A 15738-nucleotide genomic window follows, 5' to 3' on the forward strand; every position below is an offset into this window, starting at 1 on the left:
GGAGGAAGCGCGGCCGGAGCCGCCGCCCGTTGAGCGGAAACGCCGTTAGACGAAGCGCTGCGCGATCTCGATGACGTCGATGCCGAGCGTGAGCAGGCCGAAGTAGACGATCACCCCTGCGGCGGCCACCGTGACGACGAGCACGACGATGCGGACCAGCCAGCCCTGCCGTTTGTACCACTCGGTCCAGGCGTGCAGCGTCTGCTTGCCGAACTCCAGCACTTTGTGCGCCCAGTGGAACTCGGTGGCCAGCACCGCCAGGCCCGCGAACACCACGAGCCACCCCGGACCGGGGAACGGCACCATGACCAGCCCGCCCACCACCATGACGGCGCCGACCAGGCCGACCACGATCTTCAGGGTGAGCGCTCCCGCGCGCGTGGAGCGCACGCCGTCGAGCCAGCCCTTCAGACCCCTGCGGCGTCCGGGCATGCCCGAACGGCCGGCGGCCTCGTCCTTGATCACGTCGGCGTCGCCGGTGTCGGAGTTCTTCACCTGCACTATTCCCCCCGGCAGTCGGTATGCCCTCAAGGATACGGCCCTGCCCCCCATGGCCACTTGCAGTCGACTAGCAAAGCACCAAACGCGATAACCAGTAAAATCTCCCGTTGATCAGGCAGTTTCCAGCAAATATCGGTTAATGTCTGTTATGCCCGAGGTTCTACTCCGCACCGTCACCGGCCCTGTACGCGCGGCCGCCATCGAAGGCGCCGTGCTCCCCAACGAGCACCTGCGCACGGATCTGCGCTGGGCGGTCGGCATCGACTCCGACCCGCACCGCTGGCTGGACGAGGAGGCGACGGTCACCGCCGAGCTGCGCGAACTGCGCCAGTCCGACCAGCTCGGGCTCGTGGTGGACCTCACCTGCATCGGCATGGGCCGCGACGCCGCCGCCCTGGCCCGGATCGCGGCCGGCAGCCGCGTACCGGTGATCGCCTCGACCGGTCTGTACGCCGAGCCGTTCACGAACGTCGGCGACCAGGACGTGGACACGCTCACCGCCACCCTCATGGAGGAGATCGTCAGCGGCGTGGACGGAACAGGCGTCTTTCCCGGCGTGATCGGCGAGGTGGGCTGCTGGGGCGCCGAGCCGACGCCGCGCGAGGAGCGCTGCCTGATCGCCGCCGCCCGCGCCTCCCTGCGCTCGCGCCTCCCCGTCGCCACGCACGGCCGGAACGGCCACGCCCTGCTGGAGATCCTGCTCGGCCAGAACCTGCCGGGCTCGCGGGTGGCCGTCGGGTACGCGGGCACCGACCTGGGCGCGGCCAGGAAGATCGCCGAGGCGGGCGCGTACGTGAGCCTGGGCCTGCTGGGCCTGGGCGCCGACCAGGCGGCCAGGATCGCGCTCGGCCTCATCGAGGACGGCCACGCCGACCGCCTGCTGCTCAGCACCGGCCTGAGCCGGGTGGCGCAGGTGCGCAGGTATGACGGGCCCGGGTACGCGCACCTGTTCGCGGCGCTGCTGCCGCGGCTGCGCGAGGCGGGCACGGGCGAGGACGTGATCCGCCTGGTCACCCACGACAACCCGCTGCGCTGGCTCACCGAGGGCCTGTCCTGACGCATCCTTCCCCGGCCATCCCGAGCAAGATCACCTCGTGGGGCCTGGACGGGCCGCGGCAGGGCCGTACGGTGTGAAAGCTCGCTAGGATCGGGACGACACGAGCCTGAGCGGGTGGGGGGATGGCGACCGAGGACACGCGGAGGACCGGGCGTCTGCGCAGGCCGCTCGCCACGCTCTCGCGCCTGAGCCGGCTGGGTGACATACCCGTCGTGATGATGCTGGCGTGGGCCGGCTGGCTGGCCGTGCCGTGGTCGTTCAGCGGCCTCGCCCAGGCCCGCGCCGCCGCCGCGGCGGCCGCGGCCGACGCCGAAGCGCTCCAGGTCCAGCCACCCGCCCTCACCCAGGAACCCCCCGGCCCGCCCCCGGCCCCCGCCACCCTGCCCGGGCTGGCTCAGCAGCCGCGCGATGGGCGGTGCGAGACGGTGGCGTGGGGCATCCCCGCGGCCCGGACCGCTCCGCTCACGACCGTCCTGTCCTGCGGCGACAGCACCCCCGCTCCGTCTGCGGCCCTCGTGGCGAGCACCGGCGAGGAGACCACCGGCCTGGCGTCCGAGGCGGGGGCGTCCGGCGTCGGGGCGTCCGGCGTCGGGGCGTCCGACGTGCTGGCGCGGGAGCGGGCCAGGATCGCCGGGGAGGTGCACGACGCGGCCGGGCACGGGCTGGCGGCCATCGCGATGCAGGCCGGGCTCGCGCTCGTCACCCTCGACGACGACCCCGAGCAGGCGCGGGCCTCGCTGCGGGCGATCAAGGAGACCAGCACGACGGCCCTCGCGCACCTGCGGGCGGCGCTGGATCGCATCGACCCGCCGGCGGGCGACCTGGGCGGCCTCATCGATGGTGTACGCGCGGCGGGCCTGCCCGTGGACGTCGAGCCCGCCGAGCTGACCGTGCCCGCCCACCTCCACGGCGCCGTCTACGGCGTGGTGCGCGAGTCGCTCACCAACGTGCTCCGGCACGCGGGCCCGACCAGGGCACTCGTGCGCGCGATCGGGGACGGGCGAGAGTTCGTCATCGAGATCGCCGACCGAGGCGCCGGGCGGCCGGGCGCGAGCGCACGCACGAGCACTGCCATGGGGACCGCCATGGACACCGTCATGGACACTGCCGTGGACACTGCCATGGGGGCGGGTGAAGGGCGGGGGCTGGCCGGGATGCGGGCCAGGGTGACCGAGGCCGGCGGCCGGTTCGCGGCCGGGCCCCGGGAGGGCGGCGGCTTCCGCGTGGTGGCCAGGTTCCCGCAGGTCCCGGCGTGACCGGGCCCAAGGCACGCGACGGCGTGGCCGGGCCCACGAGTGGCGGCGTGAGCGGCTCCGCGACAGGTCGCGGCATGGCCGGCCCCGAGGCGGGGGAAGGCGTGGCCGGAGCCGTGGCGGGTGAGGGCGGGAGCGGCGTGGTCAGGGTGGCCATCGCCGACGATCAGGCGGTCGTGCGGATGGGGCTGCGGGCGCTGCTGGAGCGGGAGCCCGGCATGGAGTGCGTCGGCGAGGCGGGCGACGGGCACACGGCGCTGGCGCTGCTCCGCCGCACCAGGCCCGACGTGCTGCTGCTCGACATCCGCATGCCCGGCATGGACGGCCTGGCCACGCTGCGGGCCATCGCCGCCGACCCCGGGCTGCGCGGCACCCGCGTCGTCGTGGTGACGACCTTCGCCATGGACGAGTACATCTTCGCCGCCCTCCAGGCCGGCGCCAGCGGCTTCCTGCTCAAGGACAGCGCCCCCGACGAGCTGGTCAACGCCGTACGCGTGGTCGCCGCCGGGGAGGCCCTGCTGTCGCCCGCCATCACCAGGAAGGTCATCGGCCTGTTCGGGCGGCACGGCGCCGAGCCGGTCGAGGGGATCGAGACGCTGACGCCGCGCGAGCGGGAGCTGGTGGCCTGGGTGGCCACGGGCCGGTCGAACGAGGAGATCGCCAGGGAGCTGACGATCAGCCCCGACACCGTGCGCACCCACGTCAGCCGGGCCATGGTCAAGCTGCACGCCAGAGACCGCGCCCAGCTCGTGGTCTTCGCCATGCGCGCCGGCCTCGCCCTGCCCGCCTGAGGCCGGCTACCTCTTGAGGAAGCCCTCGTAGTTGCGCTGCTGGAGCTGGGACTCGATCTGTTTCACCGTGTCCAGGCCCACCCCGACCATGATGAGGATGCTGGTGCCGCCGAACGGGAAGTTCTGCTGCGTGCCCGGGTCACGCAGGATCGCGAACGCCAGCAGCGGCAGCAGCGCCAGCACCGCGAGATAGACCGCGCCCGCGGCCGTCAGCCGGCTGAGCACGTAGCCCAGGTATCCCGCCGTGGCCGGCCCCGGCCGGATGCCGGGCACGAATCCGCCGTACTTGCGGATGCCGTCGGCCACCTCGGCCGGGTTGAAGGTGATCGACACGTAGAAGTAGGCGAATGCGGCGATGAGCAGCACGTACACGGACATGTAGAGCGGGTGCGTGCCCGCGGTGAGGTTGAGCTCCACCCAGGTGCGCGCCTCGGGCCCCAGCAGCGGGGCGGCCAGCGTCGGCAGGTAGAGCAGGGACGAGGTGAAGATGACCGGCACGATGCCCGCCTGGTTCACCTTCAGGGGGATGTACGTGTTCTGCCCCCCGTACGTACGCTGCCCCACCAGGCGCTTGGCGTACCGCACCGGGACGCGCCGCTGCGCCTGCTCCACGAAGACCACGGCCGCCACCAGGAACAGCCCGGCCACCAGCATCACCACGAAGCTCACCGGGCTGAGCACGAAGATCTTCGACATGTACGCCGGGAAGACGGCCACGACCTGGGTGAAGATCAGCAGGGACATGCCGTTCCCGACCCCGCGCTCGGTGATCAGCTCGCCCAGCCACATCACGGCGCAGGCGCCCGCCACCATGGTCAGCACGATCACGCTCACGGCGAGCAGCCCGTCGTCCCGTAGCAGCGGCCGGGGACAGCCGGGCAGGAGCTGACCGGTGCGGGCCAGGGCGACGATGGTGCCGGCGTTCAGGACGGCGAGGCCGACGGTGGCGTAGCGGGTGTACTGCGTGATCTTGGCCTGGCCGTTCTGCCCCTCCTTCCTGAGCGCGTCGAGCCTGGGGATCACCACGGCGAGGAGCTGCATGACGATGCTGGCGGTGATGTACGGCATCACGCCGAGCGCGAACACCGAGAGCTGCAACATCGCGCCCCCGCTGAGCATCTGCACCATGTCGAACAGGCCGCCGCCGGCGTCGCCCACGCACTGGCGTACGGCGACCACGTCCACGCCCGGCGCGGGCATGAGCTGCCCCAGCCGGAACAGGGCGAGGACGCCAAGGGTGAACAGCAGCTTGCCCCGCAGCTCCGGCGCCCGGAACACCCTGCTCAAAACGGTCAACATGCTCCGGAAGTCTGCTCGCCGCGGCGGGTCCGGTCGTCCGCTGAGACGAGGCGTCCGCGTACGCAGATTCACGTAGACGCACGGCACGGGCCACGCACCCCCACCGGCACGGGCGCCGCGCCCGGCGGTCAGGGCGTCGCGCCCGGCGGTCAGGGCGTCGCGCCCCGCGGTCAGGGCGTCGCGCCCCGGCGGTTCGGGCTCCGCGCCCCCACCCGGTACGGTGATCGCGTGAGCACGCTCTGGGTGATCAGCGGGCCGCCGGGCGCGGGCAAGTCCACGGTGGCGGCCGAGCTGCTCGCCCGCCTGTCCCCGGTGCCCGCCCTGCTCGACAAGGACACGGTCTACGGCGGCTTCGCGGCCGAGGTGCTGCGCGCCCACGGCAGGCCCGACGGCGAGCGCGAGGGCCCCTGGTACGACGAGCACGTCAAAAGGCACGAGTACGCCGGCCTGACCGCGATCGCCCGGCAGGTCCGCGCCCACGGGTGCCCGGTCATGCTGGACGGCCCGTTCACCACGCAGGTGCACGACGCGGCGCGGTGGGCGGCGTGGGTGGCGGAGCTGGGCGGCCCGCCGGTGCGGCTGCTGTGGGTGCGCTCCGACGGGCCGACGCTGCGCGAGCGGCTGACGGCCAGGGGGCTCGGCAGGGACGCGGGCAAGCTGGCCAGGTTCGAGGGCTACCTGCGCGACATCCGGGTGGACGAGCCGCCGGCCGTACCGCATCTGGAGATCGACAACCGGCGGGGCGCGCCGCCGATCGGGGCGCAGCTCACGGCGGCGGGCATCCCACCGGCGGCCCGGCAGGCACGCCGTCAGGCCGCCCGGTAGCGGCCGGACAGGCGGCTCCTCAGAACCAGCCGGGCAGGCATCAGGCCCCCCGTGGCGGCCGGACGCGTCAGGCCACCCGGTAGCGGTCGTCACGGACGTCCATGATGGCCATGTGGCCGGGCAGGTGGCCGATCGCGTAGTCTATGCCGCTGGCCAGCACCGCCGCCTGCGGCGTCACCCCGCACGCCCAGAACAGCGGCACCTCCCCCGCCCGCACCTCCACCGGATCGCCGTAGTCGGGCCGGGCCAGGTCGGCGATGCCGATCGCCGCCGGGTCGCCGACGTGCACGGGCGAGCCGTGCACCATCGGGTAGCGGCCGCTCACCTCGACGGCCGTCTCCACCAGCTCGGCGGGGACCGGCCGCATCGACACGACCAGCGGACCCGACAGGCTGCCGGTGGACTCGCAGGGGATGCCGGTGGCGTACATCGGCACGTTCGTCCCCGCCTCCAGGTGCCGCACGGGCACGCCGGCGGCCAGCAGGGCCGCCTCGAAGGTGAAGCTGCAGCCGATGAGGAACGGCACCAGGTCATCGCGCCACTCGGCCACCACGTCGCCGACGTCGGCGACCGCCTCCCCGTCGCGGTAGAGGCGGTAGCCGGGCAGGTCCGTGCGCAGGTCGCCGGAGAACAGCTCGGTGGACCAGGCGCCCGGCTCCCCCACGTCGAGGATCGGGCACGCCTGGGGGTTGCGGTGGGCGAACAGCAGCAGCTCGTACCTCAGCCGGGCGGGCACGGCGATGAGGTTGGCCTGCGTCCAGCCCCGGCACCAACCGGCGGTGGGCGCCCGCTCGCCGGTGCGGAAACGCTCCCGCGCCTGCGCGGGGCTCAGGTCGGCGACATCCACGCCCCGACACTATGAGCGCGACGCGCGGCGGTCCACCACCACTTGGGCCACGATCCTCCGCCGGGCGGGCCGGCCCCGCCTGGCAGAGGGCGAGGGGACGCGCTCGCCCGGCGGGTTCTCGCGGGTCCCGGGATTTGACATCCGGCCTCGCGTCAACCTACGTTGACCCCAGGAGGTCAATCAAAGTTGACGCGAGGGGGCTTGTGTGGACGCGTTGTCCGTCGCCGTGGCGGCGAACCTGCCGGTGATCCTGTGGGGCGCGCCGGGAACCGGGAAGACCTCGGCCGTCCTGGCGCTCGGGGCGCGGCTCGGGCTGCCGGTCGAGGTCGTGGTCGGCTCGATCAGGGAGCCGAGCGACTTCGCCGGGCTGCCGGTGCTGCGTGACGGGGGGACCTGGTTCGCGCCGCCGCGCTGGGCCGAGCGGCTGGCCTCGTCGGGGACGGGCATCCTGTTCCTGGACGAGCTGACCACCGCGCCGCCCGCCGTACAGGCCGCGATGTTGCGGGTGGTGCTGGAGCGGGCGGTCGGTGACCTGGTGCTGCCCCCGTCGGTACGGATCGTCGCGGCGGCGAACCCGCCCGAGCAGGCCGCCGACGGGTGGGACCTGTCGGCGCCGCTCGCCAACCGGTTCATCCACCTGGACTGGAAGGTGAGCGCGGAGTCGGTGGCGGAGGGGTTCACCGGGGGCTTCCCCGCGCCGTCCGTGACGGCGGTCGATCTCCGGGACGGTGCGGTCAGGCGGGCCAGGGCGCTGGTGGGGGCCTTCCTGCGGGTACGGCCCGAGCTGGTGCTGGCGGTGCCGGACGGGCCCGCGCGGGCGTGGCCGAGCCCCCGCACCTGGGAACTGGCGGCCACGGCCCTGGCCTGCACGTTCACCACCACCCCCGGCCCGGCGCCGGCCACGGCCGGCCCGTCCGACGCAAGCGGGCCGGAGCGGGGGCGAGCGGTCTCGGCAGGCACGGGCGAGCTGGAGCGGGGGCGAGCCGCCTCGGCAGGCACGGGCGAGCTGGAGCGGGTGCGGGCCGAGCTGGTGGTGGGTGCGGTCGGGGAGGCGGCCGGGTTCGAGCTGTTGTCGTGGCTGCGGGACCTGGACCTGCCCGACCCGGCCACGCTGCTGGCCGACCCCGCCGCCCCGCTGCCCGACCGGGTGGACCGGGTGCACGCCGTGCTCGGGTCGGTGGTGGCGTACGTGACCGCCGACGGAAGCGCGGACGCCTGGCAGCGCGCGTGGACGGTGATCGGCCGGGTCGCCCGCCGCACCCCGGACGTGGCGGCCGGCGCGGCCCGCTCCCTCGCCGCCCACCGCCCGCACGGCGCGACCCTGCCGGCGACGGTGCTGGACCTGGCCCCGATCCTCCGCTCCGCCGGGTTGATGCCATGACCGCCACGGAGACGGCTCCGGAGCACCCCATGGGGATGACGCCGCGATGCGCCAAGGAGACGGCCTCGGGACGCCCCGCGAGAACGATGCCGAGCTGCGCCCCCGACATGACGCCGGAGCGCCCCGCGAGAACGATGCCGGGACGGGCCCGGGGGATGGCGCCCGGGACCGGATGATCGACCGGATGGCGGGTGAGCGCTTCGCGGGGGCGCGGCTGTGGGCTGCCATGCGGGCGCCGTACCTGGCCTCGGCCCTGTTCGCCCTCACGCCGCTCGTCCACGGCACCGCCCCGCCCCGCCCGTCCGCCGACGAGCACTGGAACGTGCACCTGAACCCGGACGCCACCGCCGCCGCCCCCGTCCCCGAGCTGGGCTGGTGGCTGCTCCACCACGTCGGCCACCTGCTGCGCGACCACCACGCCCGCGCCAGGCCGTACGACACGCGAAACCGGCCCGCACCCGCCACCCCGCACCACGGGCGGGACCACCAGCCCCGCGACACCCCGCACGACGGGCTGGACCCGGCCCGGCGGTGGGCGTGTGCCGCCGACGCCGAGGTGAACGACGACCTCGGCGCCGACCTCGGCGCCGACCTCGGCGCCGACCTCGGCGACGCCCCGGCGGGCGCGATCTCCCCCGAGACCCTCGGCCTGCCGGACGGCCTGCTGGCCGAGCGGTACGCGGACCTGCTCGACCTCATCGACGTCCCGCCCCAGCTGGAGCCCTGCGCCCGTCCCCCGTTCACCGGCCCGCCGGCGATGACGGGGCTGGAGCGGGAGCTGCTGGCCAGGGCCGTCGCCGCCGCGATCGAGGCCAGGGGCACGGCGCCCGGCGGCTGGCGGCGCTGGGCCGAGGCCACGCTGCGTCCCGAGGTGGACTGGCGGGCCCGGCTGGCCGGGCTCGTCACCAGGGGGCTGGCGCGGGCGGCGGGCCGGGTGGACTACAGCTACAGCAGGCCGTCCCGGCGCGCCGCCGCCGCGCCGTCGATCGTCCTGCCCGCCCTGTTACGTCCACTCCCCCGCGTCTCCGTCCTGGTCGACACCTCGGGCAGCGTCGGCCGGGCCGCGCTCGGCCGGGTGCTCGGCGAGCTGGACGGCGTGCTGCGGGCCGCCGGGAACCGCCGGGTGGACGTGGTGTGCTGCGACACCGAGGCGCACCCGGCCCAGCGGGTACGGGCGGCGGCCCAGGTGGAGCTGGTGGGCGGCGGCGGCACGGACCTGCGTCCCGGGTTCGAGGCGGCCGGGGAAGGGGCCGACGTGCTGGTGGTGCTGACCGACGGGGACACGCCGTGGCCGCCGCGCCGGCCCCGCCCGTACGTGGTGGTCTGCCTGTTCGGCGACCGCCACGAGGCGCCGGAGTGGGCGAGCGTGGTGCGCGTACCGGAAGAGAGCGCATGAGGGGCCGGGACTTCGTCCGGGGCGAGGTCCCCGTGCGGGAGGAGGGCGTGTGAGCCGGTGGGACGAGCTGGGATTCACCCAGGGAGAGGTGCGGCGGTGGCGGGCGGCCAGGTTCGCGGCCGAGGAGGCGGCGGCCTGGCGGGAGGCGGGCGTGACCGTCCCGGCCGACGCCCGGCTGTGGATCACCGCCGGCGCCGCCCCCGGGACGGTCATCACGTGGCAGCGGGCCGGCATGACCCCGGCGGACGCGGTGCGCTGGCACGAGCTGGGCGTGGCCCCGCACGACGCGGCCCGCCGGCACCTGGCGGGCGAACGGCCGCGTCGCGTCTCATGGCTCGCCCGGCTGGCCGCCCCCGAGCCGGACCACCCCGCCCCCGCGGTCGCGGAGGCGCTGCGGCGGCTGCTGCGCGCGGGGGTGCCCGCGGATGTGGCCCACGCGTACGCCGACGCCGGATGGGACGGCGACGAGGCCGAGGAGTGGGCGCGGCGGCGCGTGGACCAGGGGGACGCGCGGGTGCTGCGGGCCCTCGGGTTCACCGCGGCGGAGGCGGCACGGCTCGGGCGGCCCGCGGTGGAGGTGGTGGCCGCCTGGTGGGGCGTGGTGCCGGTGGAGGAGGTGGCGGCCTGGTGCGCGGCCGGGCTCGCCCCCGAGGAGGCGGCCGGCCAGCGGGCGGCGGGCGTCACCGCGGCCCAGGCGGCCGTGCTGCGCGCCCTGTCCGGTTGACCCTCGGGCGCGCAGGCTCAGTACTCCACCTCGAACGTGTGCGGCCCGAGCCCGTACCCGTCGCCCCGGGGCACCACGTACCCCTGCTCGACCAGCGTCGCCAGGCTCCGGCGGACCTGCTCCTCCGTCAGCCCGGACGCGTGCACCAGGCTCTCGAATCCGGCGCCGCCCGACTCGACGGTCTGGGAGGCCACCGCCTCGTACACGTAGATGTCCAGATCCGACAGGGCCTGCACATCGTGGCCTTCGGTCATGACCGCTGCCTCGCCCCCTCTCTCAGCCGCGCCGGATCGATCTCGCGGTCCGGGCAGCGGCGGAGGTATTCTGCTTCGAGCTCGTTCGTTCGCGAGGTGTGCCGCGCCAGGGCGTCGTCCGATCCATGGAAAAAGGTGTCGCTCCGGGTGGTGTGCAACTGGCGCAGCTCGCGCACCAGGTCATCGTCGCTGAGCTGGGCTGGATCTATTCCCATCGTCGTCATGGGCTCCCCCTACCCCAGGAAGCCCGAAACAATATCTGTCACAATTCCTGACATATAGGCATTGTTTGTAAGAGATCGCCGCCTTACCTTCCCGTTATGGACCTCGAGCTCAGGCACCTCAGGATCGTCCGCGCGGTCGCGGACGCGGGAAGTGTGAGCAAGGCCGCGTCCCTGCTCGGGCTGGCACAACCGGCCCTGACCGCACAGCTCAAGCGCATCGAGAGGGTGCTCGGCGGCGCCCTGTTCGAGCGCGACCGTCACGGCGCCAGGCCCACCCGCCTCGGCGAACTCGTGCTCGCCAGGGCACGCGTTCTTCTTCCCGCGGCCAAAGAACTGCAGGACGAAGCCGTGCGATTCGCTCACGCCCCCTCCCCCGGCTTCCGCATCGGCGCCACGAACGGGCCGATACTCGGCGGGCTGGTCGACCGGCTCGCCGCGGAGCGGAAGGTCAGCACGTACACGTCGTGGTCGACCCACGAGCTGAACAGCATGGTCGAGCTCGGCCGCCTCGACTACGTGCTGACCGGCGCCTGCGGCGACTCCGGCACCCCCACCGGCACGCTGTTATGGGAGACGATCAGCCTCGATCCCGTCTTCTGCCTGGTCGGAGAGGACCATCCCGTCGCCAAGGAGAAGGAGGTGGAGCTGGCCGACCTCGCCGGCGAGCAGTGGGCGGTGACGCCCGGCGACGGCTGCTTCGCGGACTGCTTCGCGATGGCCTGCGCGCGGGCCGGGTTCACGCCCGGCACGATCTACGAGACCGACGTGCCGACCTGCGCCCACCTCGCCCAGGTCGGCCGGGCCGTGGTGCTCTGCCAGGCCACCCACCAGGCGGCCCAGGGCCTGGTCATGGTGCCGCTGGCCGGCGCGCCGCTGCGCTGGCGGCAGCTCCTCGGCCGCCATCCGACCGCCCCCGAAGCCGGCTGGGTGGTGGCCCAGGCCAAACAGGCCCACATGGACGCCGTGCGCAGGAGCCCCGTCTACTACGACTGGCTGGTACGAAACCCGGGTTACGGCACCGCTCCATAACACGGTGATAGGGGCAAAGTAGTACTCCTCCCCGCCGGGACACGCCGTTACCGTGACGTCACCCCCAGCAGCGAGGAGATGAACATGCTCCGGACTCCGGCGCTGATCGCGACCGCGATCGGCGCGTTACTCGTGACGGCGACCCCGGCCGTCGCCACCGCGAAACCGCCTTCCGGCGTCGTCGACGCCCTGCAGCGGGACCTCGGCATCTCCCAGGAACAGGCGATCAACCGCCTGGCCAACGAGGCCCGCGGCAACGCCGCCGCACCGGCTCTGAGCAAGAGGCTGGGCGACCGCTTTGCCGGAATCTGGTACGAGGGCGCGGAGAGCGCGCTCGTCGTGGCCAGCGTCGCCGCCTCCGACACGCAGACGATCACGCGTGCCGGCGCCAGGGCCCGTATCGTGCCGCGCTCGTACGCCCAGCTCGCCGCGGTCAAGGAGGGTCTCGACCGGACCGCGCCGCCGGCCACCGTACACAGCTGGGCCGTCTCCCCCCGCGACAACTCCGTCGTCGTGCTGACCAGCGACGAGCAGGCGGCCCGCGCCTGGGTCGCCACCAGCGGCATGGACGCCGCCGCCGTGAAGTACGAGGCCTCGGCCGAGCGGCCGCGGCTGTACTACGAGATCCGGGGCGGGGACGCGTACTACACCTCGGACGGCTACCGCTGCTCGGTCGGCTTCGCCGCCAGGCGCGGCACCCAGCTCGGCTTCACCACGGCCGGCCACTGCGGCTCGAACGGCACCACGACCACCGGCTACAACCGGGCGGCGCAGGGGACGTTCCAGATCTCGTCCTTCCCGGGCAACGACTACGCCTGGGTCGCCACGAACAGCGAGTGGACCGCGCCGGGCGTGGTCAACGGCTACAGCGCGGGCATCCTGCCCGTCCGCGGCTCGGCCGTCACCCAGCCCCAGGGCTCGGTCTGCCGCTCCGGCTCCACCACCCAATGGCACTGCGGCACCGTCCAGGCGCTCAACTCCACGGTCAACTACCCGGAGGGCACGGTGTCGGGCCTGACGCGTACCAACGTGTGCGCCGAGGGCGGCGACTCGGGCGGCTCGTTCATCTCCGGCGACCAGGCCCAGGGCATGACCTCGGGCGGCTCGGGCAACTGCTCGGTCGGCGGCACCACGTACTTCCAGCCCCTGGGCGAGCTCCTCTCGGCGGGCGGCCTGACGCTGGTCACCGCCGGCGACACGAACCCGCCGACGGGCTGCGAGGAGTACGAGGAGACGTACAGCGGATCGCTGACCTCCAACCAGAACCAGTACCAGCCGAACGGCTCCTACCACCAGGCGACGGTCTCGGGCGGCCACGCCGCGTGCCTGGACGGGCCCGACGGGGTGGACTTCGACGTCTACCTGCAGAAGTGGAACGGCTCCTCCTGGGCCACCGTGGCCCGTGGCGACAGCCCGAACTCCGACGAGACCATCACCTACAACGGCACGTCCGGGTACTACCGGTACCGGGTGCACGCCTACAGCGGCTCGGGCGCGTACACGCTGGGCCTGAACCGCCCATGACCCCCGTACCCTCCCTCTGACCAGCAGAAGACCACCAGGCCGGCGAGTGTGGGCAACCCGACCAGCACCCCACCCACACTCGCCACCCACGCCCGCTCCCCTCTGCCCCACCCGTCCGGGCCCCGAGCCACCCGTCCGGGACCGCCAGAGAGCCCGAGGCCGAATATGATCGACAGGCTCCACCAACGCGGACATACGTGGAATGATGTCGGCGGAGACCTGTCTCTCGTCCGGCCAGGCACCACAACCGGGGCCGATGCTCTAGCCTTAGCTTGCGCGGGCTCGGCATGATCCCCAGTCGCCTGCCGCACGCCACACAACTTCATCCAGGGGCGGTAGCTCAGCCGGTCAGAGCATCGGACTCATAATCCGTGGGTCGTGGGTTCAAGTCCCACCCGCCCTACTCACCAATATCGCGTTCGACCTGGGGTTTCTCGACTTCCGCCGGCCTCGGATGACGCTGTTGACCATGGTTGGTTGCTCGGCGGTCGCTTCTCACAGGGGCCGAAACTCGACGTCAAGACCCGCGATCGCCTGCTGGAGAAACCTGCCCCCGCACAGCGGGCAGCCCCAGCAGCCGCTCCCCTAATCCTCCGGGCTGGGGGATTACCACCGGCGAATCGGCGAAGGCGGGTACGAACGAAGTAACGCCACACATCCATGCGGTCACGTTACGGCACCACGGGCATGAACTCGCGAACCGTACTCTGAGGGGCGCCGGTGCAGCAATGCACCGGGGCTACCCGGCGAGCGGAGGGCCCTGTAGGGAGCGGATGGGTTGTGGTCAGGTGTTCAGGAACTGGTGGAACTGCTTGTCGAACTCCCGCGGGTCCTTGCTCAGCGATGCCTTGACCATTTCGGTGAACTCGTCGACGACCACCTCGAGCGCCTCGGCCTCGACACCGTCGAGGGTGATACGGGCGACATCGGCGGGGTCCGACTTGGGCATGTCGTAGCCCTTCGTCATGTCGGTGTCGGCCATCGCAAGATGCACTGAGGTGACGAGCGTGCCCTGACCGGCCAGTTCCTGGCGCAGCGCTTTACTCATGCTCCAGACGGCCGCCTTCGACACCGCGTAGGCGCTGCTGCCGGGGAAGACGAACCAGGACGCCGAAGAGGCCATGTTCACGATCGCGCCCCCGCCGTTCGCTGCGAGGACCGGCGCGAAGGCACGGGCCATCGACAGCGTGCCCCAGAAGTTCACGTCCAGCGCAGCACGGACCGCCTGCAGGTCACCGAGCAGGGCGCCGCCTCCGATGCCGGCATTGTTAACCAGCAGGTTCACATCGCCCGCTGTGCGGGCTGCGGCCGCGACGGAGTCCGGGTCGCAGATGTCCAGGGCGAGGACCTCGACGCCGTCGAGATCGATGAACTCGGGACGACGGGCAGTCGCGTAGACCTTCGCGCCTCGCTCGACGAGCTGGGCGGCGAGGTGGCGGCCGATGCCGCGGTTGGCTCCGGTGACGAGCGCAGTCGCTCCGTGAATCTTCATAAGACGTACGCTAGAACCTCACGTCAACGTGAGGATCAAGTCCGGTCTGCACGGGAGGTGCCATGCGCATCGGAAAGGTGGCCGAACGTGCCGGAGTCAGCGTCCGTGCGCTAAGGTACTACGAAGAGCAGGGGCTCGTCATCGCCGACCGCAGCCCCAGCGGCCACCGCCAGTACCCCGAGTCTGCCGTTGAGCGGGTGAAGTTCATCCAGCTCCTCTACGCGGCCGGTCTGACCAGCAAGGCGATCCGGCAGATCCTCCCGTTCCTGGAAACCCTCGTCGCGACCCCACAGATGACACGCCGGCTCACGGACGAGCGTGCCCGTATCAGGGGCCAGATCGACGCCCTGACCAGGGCGCACGATCGACTCGAAGAGCTGATCCGCCTCGCCGCCGAGTACGAGAACTCTCCAGCGACGTGCTCGCCGAGCGCGGACGTCACCGCATCGCACACGTCACCTCCGCGGCACTGACCGCAATGCGAGAGGCTGTTCCGGCAGCGCCGGCAGGTAGACATCACAAGAACCGCTTCCCGGCCGAATTCATCCCGCCGGGACCTGATGCCTCAACGTCGGCCGGGCTGGCCTTCAGCGGCGGCTGTCGCCCGGAACGACCATCCGCGCTACGACCGGCCCTTTACGGGAAGTCTGCCGGACTATCGGCGGAACGTAGTTGCTCCCCTGAGACCGGATGATGACGAACGCGACCGGAGACTACGTCCTCTCATCGAAGACCCCCGGTAGGGGAACCTCCGAGCCGGAGGTTGTCACTTCAAGAGCGATACCCCCAAGGTGTCTCCGACCCCGTCAGTAGTTGATGATCGTTGTGAGGGGTCAAGTGGTCGGCGTGGTCAAGTAGTCGCCGTGCTCCAGGTCTTCGAGCAGGGTGGAATGGGTGGGCGTCCAGCCGAGCAACTCCTGGGCGTAGGAGCTGGAGACAGGCCCGTCGAAGCCGTAGGCGATGGCCATGAACGGGCTGACGAAGTGCGTGGCGGCCTCCTCGGGGGTCAGCGAGACGGTCGGCAGGTCCAGGTGCCGGGCGATCGTCTCTGCGATGCTCTTCAAGGTGACACCGCTTTCCGCCACTCCGTGGAGCACGCTGCCCGCGGGCGCTTTCTCCAGTGCCAGGCGGAACAGGACGG

Annotated in this window: 17 protein-coding genes and 1 tRNA gene; 11 read left to right on the plus strand and 7 right to left on the minus strand. The window is 72.7% G+C overall.

Features of this window, described 5'->3' with window-relative positions; all coding sequences use genetic code 11:
* Positions 1 to 45 precede the first annotated feature (45 nt).
* On the minus strand, positions 46 to 495 hold the full coding sequence (locus IO39_RS34155; protein WP_245642460.1) for a TIGR02611 family protein: 450 nt from the start codon (positions 493 to 495) through the stop codon (positions 46 to 48).
* 154 nt (positions 496 to 649) lie between these two features.
* Between IO39_RS34155 and IO39_RS34160 the strand changes: the two genes are divergently transcribed.
* The 3 genes from IO39_RS34160 to IO39_RS34170 all read left to right on the plus strand — a co-directional run bounded on the left by IO39_RS34160 (position 650) and on the right by IO39_RS34170 (position 3602).
* On the plus strand, positions 650 to 1558 hold the full coding sequence (locus IO39_RS34160; RefSeq protein ID WP_052423712.1) for a phosphotriesterase family protein: 909 nt from the start codon (positions 650 to 652) through the stop codon (positions 1556 to 1558).
* A gap of 122 nt (positions 1559 to 1680) precedes the next feature.
* Positions 1681 to 2814: a sensor histidine kinase gene (locus IO39_RS51215; RefSeq protein WP_052423713.1), complete on the plus strand. Its 1134-nt coding sequence runs from the start codon at positions 1681 to 1683 to the stop codon at positions 2812 to 2814.
* A 137-nt stretch (positions 2815 to 2951) separates the two neighbouring features.
* Positions 2952 to 3602, plus strand: a complete 651-nt coding sequence (locus IO39_RS34170; RefSeq protein WP_043632228.1) for a response regulator — start codon at positions 2952 to 2954, stop codon at positions 3600 to 3602.
* A gap of 6 nt (positions 3603 to 3608) precedes the next feature.
* Here IO39_RS34170 and secY read toward each other — a convergent pair whose 3' ends face one another.
* Positions 3609 to 4901 (minus strand): preprotein translocase subunit SecY, encoded by a 1293-nt coding sequence (gene secY, locus IO39_RS34175; protein WP_043632120.1) that lies wholly within the window; start codon positions 4899 to 4901, stop codon positions 3609 to 3611.
* Positions 4902 to 5129: 228 nt separating this feature from the next.
* On the opposite strand from secY, the gene IO39_RS34180 reads away from it, so the two are divergent.
* The gene (locus IO39_RS34180; protein WP_052423714.1) at positions 5130 to 5726 is read left to right on the plus strand and encodes a P-loop nucleotide/nucleoside kinase family protein; all 597 of its coding nucleotides are present in this window, start codon (positions 5130 to 5132) and stop codon (positions 5724 to 5726) included.
* 67 nt (positions 5727 to 5793) lie between these two features.
* On the opposite strand, the gene IO39_RS34185 is transcribed toward IO39_RS34180, so the two are convergent.
* On the minus strand, positions 5794 to 6573 hold the full coding sequence (locus IO39_RS34185) for a putative hydro-lyase (RefSeq protein WP_211267262.1): 780 nt from the start codon (positions 6571 to 6573) through the stop codon (positions 5794 to 5796).
* 205 nt (positions 6574 to 6778) lie between these two features.
* On the opposite strand from IO39_RS34185, the gene IO39_RS34190 reads away from it, so the two are divergent.
* The 3 genes from IO39_RS34190 (at position 6779) to IO39_RS34200 (ending at position 10074) form a co-directional block, all read left to right on the plus strand.
* Complete coding sequence (locus IO39_RS34190; RefSeq protein WP_043632129.1) at positions 6779 to 7954, plus strand: AAA family ATPase; 1176 nt, start codon at positions 6779 to 6781, stop codon at positions 7952 to 7954.
* Between the two features lie 184 nt (positions 7955 to 8138).
* Entirely contained in the window at positions 8139 to 9350 is a 1212-nt protein-coding gene (locus IO39_RS34195) for a vWA domain-containing protein (RefSeq protein ID WP_043632238.1), read from the plus strand.
* A gap of 49 nt (positions 9351 to 9399) precedes the next feature.
* Entirely contained in the window at positions 9400 to 10074 is a 675-nt protein-coding gene (locus IO39_RS34200) for a hypothetical protein (RefSeq protein WP_052423716.1), read from the plus strand.
* 17 nt (positions 10075 to 10091) lie between these two features.
* Here the strand turns inward: IO39_RS34200 and IO39_RS34205 are convergent, their stop codons facing one another.
* Complete coding sequence (locus IO39_RS34205) at positions 10092 to 10328, minus strand: helix-turn-helix domain-containing protein (RefSeq protein ID WP_043632131.1); 237 nt, start codon at positions 10326 to 10328, stop codon at positions 10092 to 10094.
* Positions 10325 to 10552, minus strand: coding sequence for a DUF6158 family protein (locus IO39_RS34210; RefSeq protein ID WP_043632137.1), 228 nt, complete (start codon positions 10550 to 10552; stop codon positions 10325 to 10327). The genes IO39_RS34205 and IO39_RS34210 overlap by 4 nt, the downstream gene beginning before the upstream one ends.
* 96 nt (positions 10553 to 10648) lie before the next feature.
* On the opposite strand from IO39_RS34210, the gene IO39_RS34215 reads away from it, so the two are divergent.
* The 3 genes from IO39_RS34215 (at position 10649) to IO39_RS34225 (ending at position 13508) form a co-directional block, all read left to right on the plus strand.
* Positions 10649 to 11581 (plus strand): LysR family transcriptional regulator, encoded by a 933-nt coding sequence (locus tag IO39_RS34215; protein WP_043632138.1) that lies wholly within the window; start codon positions 10649 to 10651, stop codon positions 11579 to 11581.
* An 84-nt stretch (positions 11582 to 11665) separates the two neighbouring features.
* Positions 11666 to 13105 carry a S1 family peptidase gene (locus IO39_RS34220; RefSeq protein WP_043632245.1) on the plus strand — a complete coding sequence of 480 codons (1440 nt, stop codon included), beginning with the start codon at positions 11666 to 11668 and terminating at the stop codon, positions 13103 to 13105.
* Positions 13106 to 13434: 329 nt separating this feature from the next.
* Positions 13435 to 13508, plus strand: a tRNA-Ile gene (locus IO39_RS34225).
* A gap of 381 nt (positions 13509 to 13889) precedes the next feature.
* Here IO39_RS34225 and IO39_RS34230 read toward each other — a convergent pair.
* Complete coding sequence (locus IO39_RS34230) at positions 13890 to 14597, minus strand: SDR family oxidoreductase (RefSeq protein WP_043632140.1); 708 nt, start codon at positions 14595 to 14597, stop codon at positions 13890 to 13892.
* 62 nt (positions 14598 to 14659) lie between these two features.
* Here IO39_RS34230 and IO39_RS34235 point away from each other — a divergent pair, with 62 nt between their 5' ends.
* The gene (locus IO39_RS34235) at positions 14660 to 15070 is read left to right on the plus strand and encodes a MerR family transcriptional regulator (RefSeq protein ID WP_043632143.1); all 411 of its coding nucleotides are present in this window, start codon (positions 14660 to 14662) and stop codon (positions 15068 to 15070) included.
* A gap of 360 nt (positions 15071 to 15430) precedes the next feature.
* On the opposite strand, the gene IO39_RS58170 is transcribed toward IO39_RS34235, so the two are convergent.
* Positions 15431 to 15661 (minus strand): Rossmann-fold NAD(P)-binding domain-containing protein, encoded by a 231-nt coding sequence (locus IO39_RS58170; protein ID WP_245642461.1) that lies wholly within the window; start codon positions 15659 to 15661, stop codon positions 15431 to 15433.
* Between the last annotated feature and the right edge of the window lie 77 nt (positions 15662 to 15738).

Source organism: Nonomuraea candida (genome assembly GCF_000725485.1).
Lineage (GTDB): Bacteria > Actinomycetota > Actinomycetes > Streptosporangiales > Streptosporangiaceae > Nonomuraea > Nonomuraea candida.

What these genes read in the sequence shown, in the direction of transcription:
- IO39_RS34215 (WP_043632138.1), top strand. Translation starts at nt 10,649, where the DNA reads ATGGACCTCGAGCTCAGGCACCTCAGGATCGTCCGCGCGGTCGCGGAC.
- IO39_RS34205 (WP_043632131.1), bottom strand. Translation starts at nt 10,328, where the DNA reads ATGACCGAAGGCCACGATGTGCAGGCCCTGTCGGATCTGGACATCTAC.
- IO39_RS34220 (WP_043632245.1), top strand. Translation starts at nt 11,666, where the DNA reads ATGCTCCGGACTCCGGCGCTGATCGCGACCGCGATCGGCGCGTTACTC.
- IO39_RS34160 (WP_052423712.1), top strand. Translation starts at nt 650, where the DNA reads ATGCCCGAGGTTCTACTCCGCACCGTCACCGGCCCTGTACGCGCGGCC.
- IO39_RS34195 (WP_043632238.1), top strand. Translation starts at nt 8,139, where the DNA reads ATGGCGGGTGAGCGCTTCGCGGGGGCGCGGCTGTGGGCTGCCATGCGG.
- IO39_RS34210 (WP_043632137.1), bottom strand. Translation starts at nt 10,552, where the DNA reads ATGACGACGATGGGAATAGATCCAGCCCAGCTCAGCGACGATGACCTG.
- IO39_RS51215 (WP_052423713.1), top strand. Translation starts at nt 1,681, where the DNA reads ATGGCGACCGAGGACACGCGGAGGACCGGGCGTCTGCGCAGGCCGCTC.
- IO39_RS34230 (WP_043632140.1), bottom strand. Translation starts at nt 14,597, where the DNA reads ATGAAGATTCACGGAGCGACTGCGCTCGTCACCGGAGCCAACCGCGGC.
- IO39_RS34235 (WP_043632143.1), top strand. Translation starts at nt 14,660, where the DNA reads ATGCGCATCGGAAAGGTGGCCGAACGTGCCGGAGTCAGCGTCCGTGCG.
- secY (WP_043632120.1), bottom strand. Translation starts at nt 4,901, where the DNA reads ATGTTGACCGTTTTGAGCAGGGTGTTCCGGGCGCCGGAGCTGCGGGGC.